The 15,020-nt window shown below is 59.8% G+C and carries 15 protein-coding genes; 10 read left to right on the forward strand and 5 right to left on the reverse strand.

Annotated features, from left to right (window positions below; translation table 11 throughout):
- Nucleotides 1-2: 2 nt before the first annotated feature.
- Nucleotides 3-2,495, forward strand: a complete 2,493-nt coding sequence (clpA, locus tag LVY75_18240; GenBank protein ID XAZ25105.1) for an ATP-dependent Clp protease ATP-binding subunit ClpA — start codon at nucleotides 3-5, stop codon at nucleotides 2,493-2,495.
- Between the two features lie 64 nt (nucleotides 2,496-2,559).
- Here the strand turns inward: clpA and LVY75_18245 are convergent, their stop codons facing one another.
- The 5 genes from LVY75_18245 to LVY75_18265 form a co-directional block, all read right to left on the reverse strand.
- Entirely contained in the window at nucleotides 2,560-2,850 is a 291-nt protein-coding gene (locus LVY75_18245) for a Dabb family protein (GenBank protein XAZ25106.1), read from the reverse strand.
- 59 nt (nucleotides 2,851-2,909) lie between these two features.
- A complete protein-coding gene (locus tag LVY75_18250) occupies nucleotides 2,910-3,338 on the reverse strand; it encodes an HIT family protein (protein XAZ25107.1) in 429 nt (142 codons plus the stop codon).
- A 51-nt stretch (nucleotides 3,339-3,389) separates the two neighbouring features.
- Nucleotides 3,390-4,592, reverse strand: a complete 1,203-nt coding sequence (locus LVY75_18255) for a GNAT family N-acetyltransferase (protein ID XAZ25108.1) — start codon at nucleotides 4,590-4,592, stop codon at nucleotides 3,390-3,392.
- A gap of 78 nt (nucleotides 4,593-4,670) precedes the next feature.
- A complete protein-coding gene (locus tag LVY75_18260; protein XAZ25109.1) occupies nucleotides 4,671-5,390 on the reverse strand; it encodes a glycerophosphodiester phosphodiesterase in 720 nt (239 codons plus the stop codon).
- Complete coding sequence (locus LVY75_18265) at nucleotides 5,390-5,857, reverse strand: RidA family protein (GenBank protein ID XAZ25110.1); 468 nt, start codon at nucleotides 5,855-5,857, stop codon at nucleotides 5,390-5,392. Before LVY75_18265 ends, LVY75_18260 begins: the two co-directional genes overlap by 1 nt.
- Nucleotides 5,858-6,007: 150 nt before the next feature.
- Between LVY75_18265 and LVY75_18270 the strand changes: the two genes are divergently transcribed.
- From LVY75_18270 to frr, 9 genes are all read left to right on the forward strand, one after another.
- A complete protein-coding gene (locus LVY75_18270) occupies nucleotides 6,008-6,847 on the forward strand; it encodes a cell envelope integrity EipB family protein (GenBank protein ID XAZ25111.1) in 840 nt (279 codons plus the stop codon).
- A gap of 205 nt (nucleotides 6,848-7,052) precedes the next feature.
- Nucleotides 7,053-8,129 (forward strand): toxic anion resistance protein, encoded by a 1,077-nt coding sequence (locus tag LVY75_18275; protein XAZ25112.1) that lies wholly within the window; start codon nucleotides 7,053-7,055, stop codon nucleotides 8,127-8,129.
- The gene (locus tag LVY75_18280) at nucleotides 8,126-9,712 is read left to right on the forward strand and encodes a VWA domain-containing protein (GenBank protein ID XAZ25113.1); all 1,587 of its coding nucleotides are present in this window, start codon (nucleotides 8,126-8,128) and stop codon (nucleotides 9,710-9,712) included. Before LVY75_18275 ends, LVY75_18280 begins: the two co-directional genes overlap by 4 nt.
- A 7-nt stretch (nucleotides 9,713-9,719) precedes the next feature.
- Nucleotides 9,720-10,337 carry a 5-bromo-4-chloroindolyl phosphate hydrolysis family protein gene (locus tag LVY75_18285; GenBank protein XAZ25114.1) on the forward strand — a complete coding sequence of 206 codons (618 nt, stop codon included), beginning with the start codon at nucleotides 9,720-9,722 and terminating at the stop codon, nucleotides 10,335-10,337.
- Complete coding sequence (locus LVY75_18290) at nucleotides 10,337-11,440, forward strand: substrate-binding domain-containing protein (GenBank protein ID XAZ25115.1); 1,104 nt, start codon at nucleotides 10,337-10,339, stop codon at nucleotides 11,438-11,440. Before LVY75_18285 ends, LVY75_18290 begins: the two co-directional genes overlap by 1 nt.
- A gap of 208 nt (nucleotides 11,441-11,648) precedes the next feature.
- Nucleotides 11,649-12,416, forward strand: coding sequence for a 30S ribosomal protein S2 (gene rpsB / locus LVY75_18295; GenBank protein XAZ25116.1), 768 nt, complete (start codon nucleotides 11,649-11,651; stop codon nucleotides 12,414-12,416).
- Between the two features lie 239 nt (nucleotides 12,417-12,655).
- Nucleotides 12,656-13,582, forward strand: a complete 927-nt coding sequence (gene tsf / locus LVY75_18300; protein ID XAZ25117.1) for a translation elongation factor Ts — start codon at nucleotides 12,656-12,658, stop codon at nucleotides 13,580-13,582.
- 95 nt (nucleotides 13,583-13,677) lie between these two features.
- Entirely contained in the window at nucleotides 13,678-14,400 is a 723-nt protein-coding gene (pyrH, locus tag LVY75_18305) for a UMP kinase (GenBank protein ID XAZ25118.1), read from the forward strand.
- Nucleotides 14,401-14,451: 51 nt separating this feature from the next.
- Nucleotides 14,452-15,012 (forward strand): ribosome recycling factor, encoded by a 561-nt coding sequence (frr, locus tag LVY75_18310; GenBank protein ID XAZ25119.1) that lies wholly within the window; start codon nucleotides 14,452-14,454, stop codon nucleotides 15,010-15,012.
- Nucleotides 15,013-15,020 lie beyond the last annotated feature (8 nt).

Raw genomic sequence — 15,020 nt, forward strand, 5'->3', positions numbered from 1 at the left:
ACGTGCCAACATTTTCGCCTAGTCTTGAGAAGGCGCTCCATCAGGCACTGACCTTTGCCAACGAGCGGCATCATGAATATGCGACGCTCGAGCATCTGCTGCTCGCCCTGATCGACGATGCCGATGCGGCTGCGGTCATGGGTGCCTGCAATGTCGACCTCGACGCGCTCCGTAAAACGCTCCTGGAATATGTCGATAACGAACTCTCCAACCTGGTCACCGGTTATGACGAGGACTCCAAGCCGACCTCCGGCTTCCAGCGCGTCATTCAGCGTGCGGTGATCCATGTCCAGTCTTCGGGCCGCGAGGAAGTAACCGGCGCCAACGTGCTGGTTGCGATCTTCGCCGAGCGTGAAAGCCATGCTGCCTATTTCCTGCAGGAGCAGGAAATGACCCGCTACGATGCCGTCAACTACATCTCCCACGGCATTGGAAAGCGCCCCGGCGCATCCGAGAACCGGCCGCCGCGCGGCGCTGAGGATGAGTCTGAATCCAAGCCGACCGCACGCGGCGGCAATGAGGAAGAAGGCGGGCCGAAGAAGCAGCAGGACGCCCTGAAGGCTTACTGCGTGAACCTCAACGAGAAGGCCAAGGGTGGCAAGATCGACCCGCTGATCGGCCGTCACGCCGAGGTGAACCGGACCATCCAGATCCTGTGCCGCCGCTCCAAGAACAACCCGCTCTATGTCGGGGATCCCGGCGTCGGCAAGACTGCCATTGCTGAAGGCCTCGCCAAGCGTATCGTCGAAGGCAAGGTGCCGGAAGCACTGGCTGACGCAACCATCTTCTCGCTCGACATGGGCACGCTGCTTGCCGGCACACGGTATCGCGGCGACTTCGAAGAGCGCCTGAAGCAGGTCGTCAAGGAACTGGAAGAATATCCGGGCGCTGTGCTGTTCATCGACGAAATCCACACCGTCATTGGCGCGGGTGCAACGTCGGGCGGCGCCATGGATGCCTCGAACCTCTTGAAGCCGGCCCTGTCTTCTGGAGCGATCCGCTGCATCGGTTCGACCACCTACAAGGAATATCGCCAGTTCTTCGAAAAGGATCGGGCTCTGGTCCGTCGCTTCCAGAAGATCGACGTCAACGAGCCGTCGATCGATGATGCGATCGAGATCATGAAGGGTCTGAAGCCCTATTTCGAAGAATACCACCACCTGCGCTACTCGAACGAGGCGATCAAGACGGCTGTTGAACTGTCGGCCCGTTACATCTCGGACCGCAAGCTGCCGGATAAGGCGATCGACGTCATCGATGAGACCGGTGCGGCCCAGATGCTGCTGCCGCCGTCAAAGCGCCGCAAGCTGATCACCGAAAAGGAGATCGAAGCGACGATTGCGACGATGGCCCGCATCCCTGCGAAGACCGTCTCGAAGGACGACGAAGCCGTTCTTGCCAATCTCGAGCAGGAACTGCGCTCGGTGGTCTATGGTCAGGATACGGCGATCGAAGCCCTGTCCACCTCGATCAAGCTGGCACGTGCCGGCCTGCGCGAGCCGAACAAGCCGATCGGTGCTTACGTCTTCTCCGGCCCCACGGGCGTCGGCAAGACGGAAGTCGCCAAGCAGCTTGCCGCCTCGCTCGGCGTCGAGATGCTGCGCTTCGACATGTCGGAATATATGGAGCGGCATACGGTTTCCCGTCTGCTCGGTGCACCTCCCGGCTATGTCGGTTTTGATCAGGGCGGCCTTCTGACCGATGGCGTCGACCAGCATCCGCATTGCGTGGTCCTGCTCGACGAAATCGAAAAGGCCCATCCGGATATCTACAATATCCTCTTGCAGGTCATGGACCACGGCACGCTGACCGACCATAATGGCAAGAAGATCGACTTCCGCAACGTCGTTCTGATCATGACGACCAACGCGGGCGCTTCGGAAATGGCCAAGGCCGCCATCGGCTTCGGTTCGTCCAAGCGTACCGGCGAAGACGAAGAGGCGCTGACCCGCCTGTTCACGCCGGAATTCCGCAACCGTCTCGACGCGATCATCCCGTTCGCGCCGCTGCCGACGGCCGTCATTCACAAGGTCGTGCAGAAGTTCATCATGCAGCTGGAAGCTCAGCTCTCCGAACGCAACGTGACCTTCGACCTGCACGAGGATGCGATCGCCTGGCTGTCGGAAAAGGGTTACGACGAGAAGATGGGCGCCCGCCCACTTGCCCGCGTCATCCAGGATGCCATCAAGAAGCCGCTGGCGAACGAAATCCTCTTCGGCAAGCTGAAGAAGGGCGGCGTCGTCAATGTCACCGTCGGCACGAAGGAAGACGGCAAACCCGGCCTCATTCTGGAAGCCATTCCGGAAACGGCCCCCATCAAGCCGAAGCCGGAAGCCGAACTGGTTCATCCGGAAGCGATCGACGAGGATGATGGCGAGCTGAAGACCAAGCCAGTCAAGAAGACGAAGGCGAAGACCGTGCCGCAGCCTGAGCCTGAAGTCCGCGACGCTCCCAAGAAGGGCTCGACGGTTCCGAAGGTTCCGCGCAAGAAGTAAGCTTCGGGACTGATAATAAACAAAGGCCGCTGAGAAGCGGCCTTTGTTGTTTTTAGCACAATGTTCAGAGCTTCGCGTAGTCGATCTCGAGGAAATCCGCGACCTCGGGCACCCAGCGATCGCGCACAAAGGCCACATGCAGCGGGTGGACGTTATAGGCGTCGTAGCCAGCCTGATCGTCGAACTCCATCGAAAAGCCGAAGGTGAAATCGTTCTTCGGGCTTGTCTGGCGCAGTTGCTCGAAATTTCTGACACTCGGGATCTGCCTGAGCGTCAGCGCCTCTCCCAGGAAAGCCTTCTCTTCAGCGGATCCGGCAGGGTGCTTGAGACGGAACGCAACAGTGTGGCGGATCATGGTTTTCTCCTAAATCAATGAAGCAACTTGGCATTTCGAAAAGCAGGGTGGCGTTTCCGTTACGCGAGTTCCGCTTTGATCTTCTCTGCATTGGCGGCAAGCACGGCGCCGTCCTCCATCTTGCCGGAATGCGGCTTGAGCGCCACGCCCTCGTGCCGAGGGATGACATGGAAATGCAGGTGGAAAACGGTCTGGCCCGCCGCCGGCTCGTTGAACTGGGCGATGAACACACCATCAGCGTCGAAGGCTTCCTTGACCGCATTGGCGACTTTCTGGACGACGGTGATCGTATGGGAAAGGGAAGCGGGGTCGGCATCAAAAATATTGCGGGAAGGTGCCTTCGGCAGGACCAGAACATGGCCCGGCGCTTGCGGCATCACATCCATGAAGACAACGGTCTTGTCGTCCTCGTAGACGCGATGTGACGGGATTTCACCGCGCAGGATCTTGGCGAAGATATTGTTGTCGTCATAGGCGGCGCTGGTCATGGCGAAATCTCCTCGTGTTTCCCATCGCGTAGCGCGGCGGAGCCAAGCGCGTCAATCCTCCTGCAGCCGTTCGCCCTTGCGGAAGGGCGTATGCTCGGCAAGCATCTCATTCATGTATTCGACATCCTCTCGCTCGCGCTCGAGATAGTCGGAAACCGCACGCCGCAATCCCGCATGGGCGATATAATGGGCGGAATGCGTTGTCACCGGCAGGTAGCCGCGGGCAAGCTTATGTTCGCCCTGCGCGCCTGCCTCCACTTTCTTGAGGCCCTTTTCCAGTGCGAAATCGATGGCCTGATGGTAGCAGACCTCGAAATGCAGGAAGGGATGGTCCTCGATGCAGCCCCAGTGCCGCCCGTAGAGCGTATCTCCGCCGATGAAGTTGATAGCGCCTGCAACATAGCGGCCATCGCGTTTAGCCATGACGAGCAGGATGTCGTCAGCCATCCGCTCGCCGATCAGCGAATAGAATTTGCGCGTCAGATAGGGCCGCCCCCATTTGCGGCCGCCGGTATCCATGTAGAAGGCAAAGAACTGGTCCCAGATCTTTTCGGTCAGATCCCGTCCCGTCAGCCAGTCGATGGTAATGCCGTTCTCCACCGCCATTCGACGCTCCCTGCGGAGTGCCTTGCGCTTGCGGGAGGCGAGCGTTTCCAGGAATTCATCGTGGTTGGCATAGCCTTCATTGATGAAATGGAACTGCTTGTCAGTGCGATGAAGATAGCCGTCGGTGTCGAAGACCGACATCTCGTCCTCGGGCACGAAAGTGATATGCGCCGAGGAAATATCGAGGCGGCGCACCACCTCCTTGAGGCTTTCCGCCATGGCATTCTGAATCGGCAGTCTTGCAAATCCGTCGGCCACCAGCAGACGCGGACCGGTCGCGGGCGTGAAGGGGATCGAGCATTGCAGCTTCGGATAATAGCTGCCGCCGGCCCGTTCAAAAGCGTCGGCCCAGCCATGGTCGAAGACATATTCGCCCTGGCTGTGGTTCTTGAGATAGCCGGTCAGGGCGCCGACGAGCTCACCCTTGTCCGTCTCCAGAAGCATGTGGTGGCCGAGCCAGCCCGTCTGGGCGGTGGCCGAGCCGGATTCTTCCAGTGACGAGAGAAAGGCATGCGACACGAAGGGGGTATAGGCGACGGTGTCGCACGTCCTCGATGCTCCCGAAAGCCTGGACCAGCGCTCGGGGGAAATCGCGGTGAAAGATCGCTCGATGCGAATGGAAAGTTCGTCTGACGATTCGTCTGTCATGAAGCAAATGCGAAGCCGTTGGGAGGAGGGAGCGGGCTCCCTCCCAGTCTGCGCACGATCTTGTCGAAAAAGCGAGCGTCAAACCGCCGCGCGCGGATCGAAGCCCTCGAAAGTCATTTGGTCGGCATTGTCGAAGGTGCGCTTGCGGGCATCTTCGTCACGGACTGTCCAGGTTATGACAGGAATGCCCTTGTCGCGCTGGCGCGAGATGAAAGAGTTCGGCAGGTCCGCATAATAATAGGAGATGAAATCGAGACCGAGCTCCATCGCCTTCTCATGCGTGGCATATTCTTCCGCCGTGTTGCCGTTGGCCGTCAGCCCGACCGGGTAGGGGGCGCCGAGCTCCTTCAGGTCCTTCAGCAGCCAATGGTCGAAGCTCATCAGCGCGACCTTGCCTTCATAGCCCTCGAGGACTTCGAGAACGCTTTCGGCAAAGCCTTCGTCATCGGCCTCGCGGCCCTTGAGTTCCAGAACCAGCGGCACCTTGCCCTGCACGAGGTTGAGAAGCTGCTTCAGTGTCGGCACCTTGTCCTTCGTGCCACCGATGGCGATCAGCCCGAGCTCCCCGGAGGTCCGCTCACGCACGTCGCCCTTCAGGTTGCAGAGACGTTCCAGATCTTCGTCATGAAAGATGATTGGCACGCCATCCGACGCGTAATGCAGATCGCATTCGATGGCAAAGCCTGCTTCGACGGCTCGTGAAAAAGCCGAGAGCGTGTTTTCCCAGACGGTATTGTTGAGGTCGTGATAGCCACGGTGCGCAACCGGCAGCTCTTTGATCCAGGCGGCATTCGTCATTATGCGATTTCCATGATAGCATCGATTTCGACTGCAGCACCAAGGGGCAGGGCTGCCATGCCGACGGCAGCGCGGGCATGTTTGCCGGCTTCGCCGAGTATGTTGGCAATCAGGTTCGAAGCGCCGTTGATGACAAGGTGCTGTTCGATGAAATCAGGCGTCGAGGCAACGAAGCCGTTGAGCTTGATGACGCGGCGGATGCGGCCGAGATCGCCGCCGAGGGCCGCCTTTGCCTGAGCGAGAATATTGATGGCGCAAAGCTCTGCCGCGCGCTGGCCGGTGGCGACATCGACATTCTTGCCGAGATGGCCCGACACGGCGACCTTGCCGCCTTCAAGCGGCAGCTGGCCGGAGATGGTGAGCAGATTGCCGCTGATGACATAGGGGACATAATTGGCGGCGGGTGCGGCAGCTTCGGGCAGGGTTATCCCCATTTCCGAGAGACGCGTTGCGATTTGATCGGACATTTTCGTCTCCGCTTTTGTTGTCAATTCTTCAAAAATTATGCATCAAGACTAGAATCTTTAATGTGACAGTTTCGAGCCTCGACTTGGCCGCCTCGATTTGGCCGAAACGGTTCTTATAACATCGCGGACGAGTCCAACAGGAGTTAATGAATGTTCCGATCGTCACTTGCCGCTCTTCTTCTCGCGAGCGTCTCCGCCAATGTTTCGGCGGCCGCGCCGGCGACGAGCGCTGCGATCGCGACCGGGCTTGTCGCTCACCGCGCCGTCTACGACCTGGAACTGAAGGATGCTTCGGAACGCTCGGGCATCGCTTCCATGTATGGCCGCATGGTCTATGAGTTCGACGGCAATTACTGCGAAGGCTTCACCACCAACTTCCGCTTCGTCACCCAGATCGACACCGGCGACAACGTGCGCGTCAGCGATCAGCAGACCAAAACCTTTGAAAGCCTGAAGGACGGCAAATTCACTTTCGACACCAAGTCATTCACCGATGATCAGCTCGACAAGGAAGTCAACGGTGCGGCCGAAGACAAGCCGGAGGGTGTGAAGGTCGATCTCAAGCAGCCGGCAAGCCGTGAACTGCAGCTCGCGGAAAGCCGTTTTCCGACCGAGCACATGCTCGACGTCATCCAGAACGCCAAGGACGGCAAGCGTTTCTTCGAGGCGCGCGTTTTCGACGGCTCTGACGACGGCGACAAATCCCTGGTAACGACGACGATCGTGGGCAAGCAGGAAACTCCGGCTGCGGACGAGGCCGATGCCGACAATGCCGGCGAGTTTGCGAAGTCTTCGTTCTGGCCGGTGACGATCTCCTATTTTAACGAGAATGCCAAATCCGACACGCTGCCGGTCTACCGCATGTCGTTCAAGCTCTACGAGAACGGCATCACCCGGGATCTGACGATGGATTATGGAGACTTCGTCCTGACCGGCAAGCTCGCCAAGCTCGAGCTGCTCGACAAGAAGGCTGCGCCTGCCTGCCAGTAAGACGGCTTTTGCGCCGACGTAAGCGCCTGTCATAAAACAGTATTTCTAGTACAGCTAAACTGTCGTCCCGCAGATGAGTCGCCGCGGGCCGGTCTTTGCGGAATTCTGCCTTTCCGGTCCTGCATGGCGTTTGACCCATTTGCTCCGATTATGGGGTCGCAATTCGTAACACCAATTGCGCCACAAGCCGAGAAAGACGACCCGAATGGCCGATACCGATCTCGCGACTGTCCAGAATGCTCCCCTGCCGGCGATCGCCGCCGATCCTAAGGAAGTCGCCCGGATTACGGACACTATCCGCATTGCAGACCGTGCCGGCATCTCCGTTTACGGCGACCGCGCGCAGCAAGCCGTCAGTGACTATGCCGACAGGATCCTGCGCGAGGTGCGCAATAAGGATCTTGGCGAGGTCGGAAAGCTTTTGACCGACATCATCCTGAAATCGAAGAGCCTTGATCCCGCTTCTATCAAGGACAGGGGTTTCCTGAGCCGCATGTTCCTCTCCGCCAAAGCGCGTCTCGAGCACTTCAAGGAGGAGTTCGAGGATGTCGCCGGCCAGATAGACCGCATCGGCCTGGAGCTCGACCGCCACAAGGATACGCTGCGTCGCGACATCGCCCTGCTCGACGACCTGCATGAAGAGACGAAGCAGTCGATCGTGAAGCTCGATGCCTATGTCCAGGCAGGCAAGAATTTCGCCGAGCAGTTTCGTTTGATCGAGCTGCCGAAGTTGAAGAGCGCGGCCGATGCCGCATCCTCCAGCCCCGGCGGCGGCATGCTGGAAGCCCAGACCTATCAGGACAGTGTCCAGGCGCTCGACCGGCTTGAAAAGCGCATTTTCTATCTGCAGCAGGCGCGCCAGCTCGGCATTCAGCAGCTTCCGCAGATCCGCATCGTCCAGGCCGGCGACGAGACGCTGATCGAGAACCTGCAGGCGACCTCGGCGCTGACGGTTCCCGCCTGGAAGCAGAAGATGGTGATCCTTCTGGGGCTCACACGGCAGAAATCGGCCCTGGACCTGCAGAAGACGGTGACCGACGCCACCAATGACATGATCCGCCAGGCCTCCGAAATGATGAAGGATCAGGCGATCGCCATCGAGCAGCAGTCGCAGCGCGGCATTGTCGATATGGAAACACTTGCCAAGGCCAATCAGGATCTGATCGATACCGTCACCGGCGTGCTGCGCGTGCAGGAAGAGGGGCGCAAGAAGCGTGCACAGGCCGAGCAGCAGATGGAACAGCTGACAATCGACCTCAAGAAGGCGATGACCCAGGCGTGAGCGGCAAAATCATTATCCGATCACTCGTGTCCGCGCTCACCCTGTCCGGCCTGGTGGCACTTGCAGGATGCGATGCTTTCACCAGCGGCCCGAATTTTTCCATCGTTTCCGGCTCGGAAAATACCATCCTGCAGCCGATCGTCGAGGAATTCTGCAAGGAGAAACACGCGACCTGCTCCTTCAAATATGAGGGCACCCTCGATATCGGCCTTGCGCTGCAAAGCGATCAAGGCGTGGAACAGGATGCCGTGTGGCCGGCCTCCAGCGTCTGGGTCGACATGTTCGATGCCAAACGCAGGGTCAAGGACCTGACATCGGTGGCGCAGACACCCGTCATCCTCGGCGTGCGCAAGTCGAAGGCCGAGCAGCTCGGTTGGGTCGGCAAGGATGTCTTCATGAAGGATATCCTGACAGCGGTGAACAGCGGATCGCTGAAATTCCTGATGACATCGGCCACCCAGTCGAATTCCGGTGCCAGCGCCTATCTCGCCATGCTTTCAAGCGCGCTCGGCAACAAGCCTGTCATCGAGCCGGGCGATCTCGACAACAAGACTGTGCAGGACACCGTTCGAAGCCTGCTTGCCGGCGTCGCGCGCTCCTCCGGCTCGTCGGGCTGGCTTGCCGACCTCTATACGGACTCGGCCGGCAAGGGCACGGTCTATGATGCGATGTGGAATTATGAGGCTGTCATAAAGGAAACCAACGACAAGCTGTCAGGCATCGGCAAGGAGCCGCTCTATGCCATTTATCCCGCCGATGGCGTGGCGATGGCGGATTCGCCGATCGGCTTTGTGGATCATGGCCGGGGTCCCGAGGTCCAGGCCTTTTTCAAGGATCTGCTCACCTATCTACGTTCGCCCGATGTGCAGAAGAAGATTGCCGAAACCGGCCGCCGCCTGCCGCTCGGCAGCGTCACCGCCGAAGCTGAGCCGAGCTGGAATTTCGATCCTGCCAAACTGGTGACCGCGATCCGCATGCCGGAGCCGGCCGTGATCCGCCAGGCGCTCACGCTCTATCAGGCGGCGCTGCGCAAACCGTCATTGACGGTACTCTGCCTCGATTTCTCCGGCTCGATGCAGGGAGATGGCGAGAACAGTCTGCAGCAGGCGATGCGCTTCTTGTTCACGCCCGAGGAGGCAAGCAAGGTTCTGGTGCAATGGTCGCCGGCCGACCGCATCTTCATCATTCCGTTCGATGCCAATGTCCGCGATATCTTCTCGGCCTCGGGCGACATGATGGAACAACAGGGGCTTCTCAACGCCGTTTCCGGACAGCATGCAGGGGGCGGCACCAATATGTATGCCTGTGCCGAACGCGCGCTCCAACAGATGACGAAGACCGGGGACCTCGGCAATTATCTGCCGGCGATCATCATCATGACTGACGGCAGATCGGATGACCAGAGTGCAGCCTTCATGAGCGACTGGAACGCGATGGAACCACGCGTGCCGATCTTCGGGATCACCTTCGGCGATGCGGACAAGACCCAGCTCGACAGTCTGGCGGCAGCGACCGCGGCACGTGTCTTCGATGGCCGGTCGGACCTTGCGACGGCATTCCGCACCGCCCGCGGCTACAACTAGGACCGGCATGCGCAACTGGCTCGGCAATGACGGCAACTGGATCATGGCGGGATTGGTGACCGCCATTCTCGTCCCCGTCCTGACGTTTGCCGCCGGCATGCCGTTCTGGATTGCCGCCGTCATCGGCCTTCTGGTTTTTGCCGGCCTCGTTTTCCTTCTGGCGCCGCGCAGGCTTTTCGAAGGTCTCGATATCAAGGTGATCGGCCGCGGTCGTCTCGCCTTCGCAAGGGAATTGCTGGAAGCGGCGGTGCCGTCTGCACAACGGCTGGAGGCGGCAGCCGACGATATTACCGATAAGCCGACCGCAGCGCGCGTGCGTCACCTGGCTGAAATAGCCGCCGATGTCTTCCGCACGGTGGAGGCAAAGCCGGAAAGTGCCAATGCCGTGCGGCGGTTCCTCAGCTACTATCTACCGCGTGCGGCCGAGGTTGCAGAGGGCTTTGCGGCAATCGAGGCGAAACGCGCGCCTGACATCAAGCAGTTGGAGGACGTCCGCGCTGTACTGGTAAAGCTGGAGGATGCCTTCGTTCACTATGCCGACAGCCTTGTTGATGATGCGCTTGGCACGCTCGACACCGACCTGCGCCTCATTCAGGCATCGCTCAAAGAGGATCTCGGACGCTGATGGCTCTCTCCCGCCGCGCCTTTGGAGTTGGATTGCTTGCCACCGGTATCGCCGGCACGGGCGGTTATTTCGCCGTTCGCGACCGGCCGGAGCTGCAGGGCCTGCTGGGGACGCGTACAAAGCTGTTCGGCTTCGTCGGTGGCGAGAAGGAGGCTTTCCTTGCCGATCCCGACGTCGTCGACGCCGTCAAGGACTACGGCCTATCGATCGACAGTCGCGTCGCCGGCTCGGTCGAGATGGTTCGCGAGCAAGCCTTGCTGTCGCAGAACCCGCAATTTCTCTGGCCGTCGTCGTCCATCATGGTGGATATCGCCCGCCAGAGCGGCGTGAAGATCCGCGATGACAGGGTCATGCTGAACACGCCTGTCGTCGTCTACACATGGCAGCCTGTCGTGGATGGGCTGATCAAATCGGGTCTCGTGACCGTAGTTGACGGTCATCATCAGCTTGACCTTAAGGCCTTGCTCGATGCCATTCTTGCCGGCACCGACTGGTCGAAGCTCGGCGTCGCCACACTCTACGGCCGGGCGCGCATCGTCTCCACCGATCCGAACCGCTCGAATTCCGGCTTCATCTTCTCGGGCCTTGCGCTCAGCCTCTTCAGCGGCAATGTCGCAACACCAGATGATCTCACCCGGGTTGGCGGCAAGGTGCAGTCGATCTTCCGCAACATGGGTTTCAAATCGCCGTCTTCAGGCAAGCTGTTCGATCAGTATCTGGCAGGCGGCCTCGGCGGCGAGCCGATGATCATCGGCTACGAGAATCAGCTGGTCGAATGGGCGCTTGCCGATCCCGGCAGGTGGAGCCGCATCCAGTCGGGGCAGGGCGCCAAGCCTGTTGTCCTCTATCCGCGCCCGACCGTCTACTCGGCCCACCCGCTGATCGTCGTCGACCAAACGGCCGAACGACTGATCGAGGCACTGACGAGCGCAAGGCTGCAGGAGCTTGCCTGGACCAAACATGGTTTCCGCGGACCGCTCGGCACGGCGACCGGCGATACGCAGGGGACGATTGCCGGCCTTCTGCCATCCGAAATCGATGCGGTGCTGCCGATCCCGGATGCCGGTGTCATGCTGGGGTTGCTCAACATGCTGGCAAACTGAACCGTTCGGGTCTATATATCGAGCGCTGTCCAAGGCAGATTTTTTGGCACAAGCCTTGCTTTTGCGGAAAATCGAATGTAAGGGCACGCGCATTCCACACGTAAGGCATGGGATCGTCCGGGAGAAATCCGGCTTTTCCGCCCGGTGGCATCTTCAAAGAGGATGCTGTTCGCCTTGCGGAGGTTCAACCGGCAAAGGAGTAAAAGGCATGGCATTGCCTGATTTTTCTATGCGCCAGCTTCTCGAAGCAGGCGTCCACTTCGGTCACCAGACGCACCGCTGGAACCCGAAGATGAAGCCCTACATTTTCGGCGATCGTAACAACATCCACATCATCGACCTGGCTCAGACCGTTCCGATGCTGTCGCGCGCCCTCCAGGTCGTGTCCGACACCGTTGCTCGCGGCGGCCGCGTTCTCTTCGTCGGCACCAAGCGTCAGGCTTCCGAGCTGATCGCTGACTCGGCCAAGCGTTCTGCCCAGTACTACGTCAACTCGCGTTGGCTCGGCGGCATGATGACGAACTGGAAGACGATCTCCAACTCGATCCAGCGCCTGCGCAAGCTCGACGAAATCCTGAGCTCCGAGCAGTCCGGCTACTCCAAGAAGGAGCGCCTGAACCTCGAGCGCGAGCGCGAAAAGCTCGACAAGGCCCTCGGCGGTATCAAGGACATGGGCGGCACGCCGGACCTGATGTTCATCATTGACACCAACAAGGAAAAGATCGCGATCGACGAAGCCAAGCGCCTCGGCATCCCGGTCGTCGCCATCATCGACTCGAACTGCGATCCGGACCTGATCGACTATCCGATCCCGGGCAACGACGACGCCTCGCGCGCCATCGCTCTCTACTGCGACCTGATCGCCCGCGCTGCGATCGACGGTATCGCCCGTCAGCAGAGCGGATCGGGCCGCGACCTCGGCGCTTCGACCGAAGTTCCGTTCGAGCCGGCGCTCGATGAGGCGAGCGAAGCCTGATAAAAGCGGGTGGAGCAAAGCTCCGCCCAAGCTTGCAAGGATTGGGAAAGGCCGCTCGCGACTCTCAGAAGTTCGGCGGCCTTGCCCGTTTCAGGCGGAAGCTGTGATTGCTTTTGCCTCCATGAATTCTGTATGGCGCGTCTTCATAACGCTGTCATACATACAGGTACATTTCGTGCCTCAATCCGGTGCCGCACCGCGTTCTGCGGGCCACCGAATAAACCGACAAGAGGAAGCTTATGACCGAGATTACGGCTGCACTGGTGAAGGAACTGCGCGAAAAGTCCGGCGCAGGCATGATGGACTGCAAGAAGGCGCTGACCGAGACCAACGGCGACATCGAAGCCGCGATCGACTGGCTGCGCGCCAAGGGCATCTCCAAGGCCGACAAGAAGTCCGGCCGCGCCGCTGCTGAAGGCCTGGTCGCCATCGCCGGCGCTGGTCACAAGGCTGTCGTCATCGAGCTCAATTCCGAAACTGACTTCGTTGCCCGTAACGATGCCTTCCAGGATCTCGCACGCGGCATCGCTGAAGTTGCGCTCTCCACCGACGGCACCGTCGAAGCTATTTCGGCTGCGATCTATCCGGCATCCGGCAAGCCGGTCGCCGACACCGTCAAGGAAGCGATCGCAACCATCGGCGAGAACATGACGCTTCGTCGTGCAGCCAAGCTGGAAGTCGAGCACGGTGTCGTCGCCACTTACATCCACAACGCTGCCGGCGACGGCATCGGCAAGCTCGGCGTTCTCGTCGCGCTGAAGTCGGTCGGCGACAAGGCCGTCCTGTCCTCGATCGGCCGCCAGGTTGCCATGCACATTGCCGCGACCAACCCGCTGGCGATCCGTGCCGAAGAAGTCGATGCCGCAGTCGCCGAACGCGAACGCAATGTCTTCATCGAGCAGTCCCGCGAATCCGGCAAGCCGGAAGCCATCATCGAAAAGATGGTCGAAGGCCGCATGCGCAAGTTCTTCGAAGAAGTAGCCCTTCTCTCGCAGTCTTTCGTCATCAACCCGGAACTGACGGTCGGCGCTGCGGTCAAGGCAGCCGAAAAGGAAGCCGGCGCTGCGATCGAAGTCGTCGGCATGGCCCGTCTGCTCCTCGGCGAAGGTGTCGAGAAGGAAGAGACCGACTTCGCAGCCGAAGTCGCTGCTGTCGCCAAGGGCTGATCTTTCAGCCATATTTGGGAAAACCGAAGGGCATCGCGTGACAACGCGGTGCCCTTCGTGTATCGGGCAATTGCGGCAATATACGAGGAGCCAACATGACGTCGGAACCAATCTACAAACGTGTTCTACTCAAGGCTTCTGGGGAAGCCATGATGGGTTCGCAGGGCTTCGGTATCGACGTTGCGGTGGCAGACCGCATCGCGTCCGACATTGCCGATGCGCGGCAGATGGGTGTCGAAGTCGGCGTCGTTATCGGCGGTGGCAACATCTTCCGTGGCGTGGCCGTTGCGTCCAAGGGTGGCGACCGCGTCACCGGTGACCACATGGGCATGCTTGGCACGGTCATCAACGCGCTTGCGCTGGCGACCTCGCTGCGCAAGCTGAATATCGATACGGTGGTTCTGTCGGCAATCTCCATGCCGGAAATCTGCGAGAGCTTCTCGCAGCGCGCCACGTTGTATCACCTGTCGCTCGGCAGGGTGGTTATTTTCGCCGGCGGCACGGGCAATCCTTTCTTCACCACTGATTCTGCTGCAGCGCTGCGCGCCGCCGAAATGGGCGCCGAGGCAATCTTCAAGGGCACGCAGGTCGACGGCATATACACCGCCGATCCGAAGAAGGATCCGGAAGCGACGCGTTTCGACCATCTGACGCACAAGGAGGTTCTCGACCGGGGCCTTGCGGTCATGGATGTGGCCGCTGTTGCACTCGCGCGCGAGAATTCCATTCCGATCGTTGTTTTCTCGATTCACGAGAAGGGACGTTTCGCTGAAATCTTGACGGGTGGTGGTCTCAAGACCATCGTGTCCGACAACTGATAGGGAGCTGTGCCGTTGCCGGCGCAAATCTTCTGAGACAGGAGAATAGGTATGAGTGAAGGTATCGACATCAAGGAACTGAAGCGCCGCATGGATGGCGCGGTTTCCGCGTTCAAGAGCGACATTGCATCGCTGCGCACGGGCCGCGCTTCGGCCAACATTCTCGATCCGGTGACGGTGGAAGCCTATGGTTCGCGCATGCCGCTGAACCAGGTCGCCAACATCACGGTGCCGGAGCCACGCATGCTGACGGTATCCGTCTGGGACAAGAGCATGGTCGGCGCAGTAGACCGTTCGATTCGCGAATCAAATCTCGGCCTGAACCCGATCGTCGACGGTCAGAACCTTCGCATCCCGCTGCCGGAGCTCAACGAAGAGCGCCGCAAGTCACTCGTCAAGGTCGCCCATGACTATGCCGAAAAGAGCAAGGTTGCGATTCGCCACGTACGACGCGACGGCATGGACGGCCTTAAGAAAGCCGAAAAGGATGGCGTAATCGGCCAGGACGAAAGCCGGGCACAGTCGGAACGTGTTCAGAAAATGACGGACGATACGATTTTGGAAATCGACCGCTTGCTTGGCGAGAAAGAAAAGGAAATCATGCAAGTCTAGTATACTTG

This window comes from Sinorhizobium sp. B11, from assembly GCA_039725955.1.
In the GTDB taxonomy this organism is placed as follows: Bacteria; Pseudomonadota; Alphaproteobacteria; order Rhizobiales; family Rhizobiaceae; genus Rhizobium.

What these genes read in the sequence shown, in the direction of transcription:
- LVY75_18245 (XAZ25106.1), bottom strand. Translation starts at nt 2,850, where the DNA reads ATGATCCGCCACACTGTTGCGTTCCGTCTCAAGCACCCTGCCGGATCC.
- LVY75_18250 (XAZ25107.1), bottom strand. Translation starts at nt 3,338, where the DNA reads ATGACCAGCGCCGCCTATGACGACAACAATATCTTCGCCAAGATCCTG.
- LVY75_18255 (XAZ25108.1), bottom strand. Translation starts at nt 4,592, where the DNA reads ATGACAGACGAATCGTCAGACGAACTTTCCATTCGCATCGAGCGATCT.
- LVY75_18260 (XAZ25109.1), bottom strand. Translation starts at nt 5,390, where the DNA reads ATGACGAATGCCGCCTGGATCAAAGAGCTGCCGGTTGCGCACCGTGGC.
- LVY75_18265 (XAZ25110.1), bottom strand. Translation starts at nt 5,857, where the DNA reads ATGTCCGATCAAATCGCAACGCGTCTCTCGGAAATGGGGATAACCCTG.
- LVY75_18270 (XAZ25111.1), top strand. Translation starts at nt 6,008, where the DNA reads ATGTTCCGATCGTCACTTGCCGCTCTTCTTCTCGCGAGCGTCTCCGCC.
- LVY75_18275 (XAZ25112.1), top strand. Translation starts at nt 7,053, where the DNA reads ATGGCCGATACCGATCTCGCGACTGTCCAGAATGCTCCCCTGCCGGCG.
- LVY75_18285 (XAZ25114.1), top strand. Translation starts at nt 9,720, where the DNA reads ATGCGCAACTGGCTCGGCAATGACGGCAACTGGATCATGGCGGGATTG.
- LVY75_18290 (XAZ25115.1), top strand. Translation starts at nt 10,337, where the DNA reads ATGGCTCTCTCCCGCCGCGCCTTTGGAGTTGGATTGCTTGCCACCGGT.
- rpsB (XAZ25116.1), top strand. Translation starts at nt 11,649, where the DNA reads ATGGCATTGCCTGATTTTTCTATGCGCCAGCTTCTCGAAGCAGGCGTC.
- tsf (XAZ25117.1), top strand. Translation starts at nt 12,656, where the DNA reads ATGACCGAGATTACGGCTGCACTGGTGAAGGAACTGCGCGAAAAGTCC.
- pyrH (XAZ25118.1), top strand. Translation starts at nt 13,678, where the DNA reads ATGACGTCGGAACCAATCTACAAACGTGTTCTACTCAAGGCTTCTGGG.
- frr (XAZ25119.1), top strand. Translation starts at nt 14,452, where the DNA reads ATGAGTGAAGGTATCGACATCAAGGAACTGAAGCGCCGCATGGATGGC.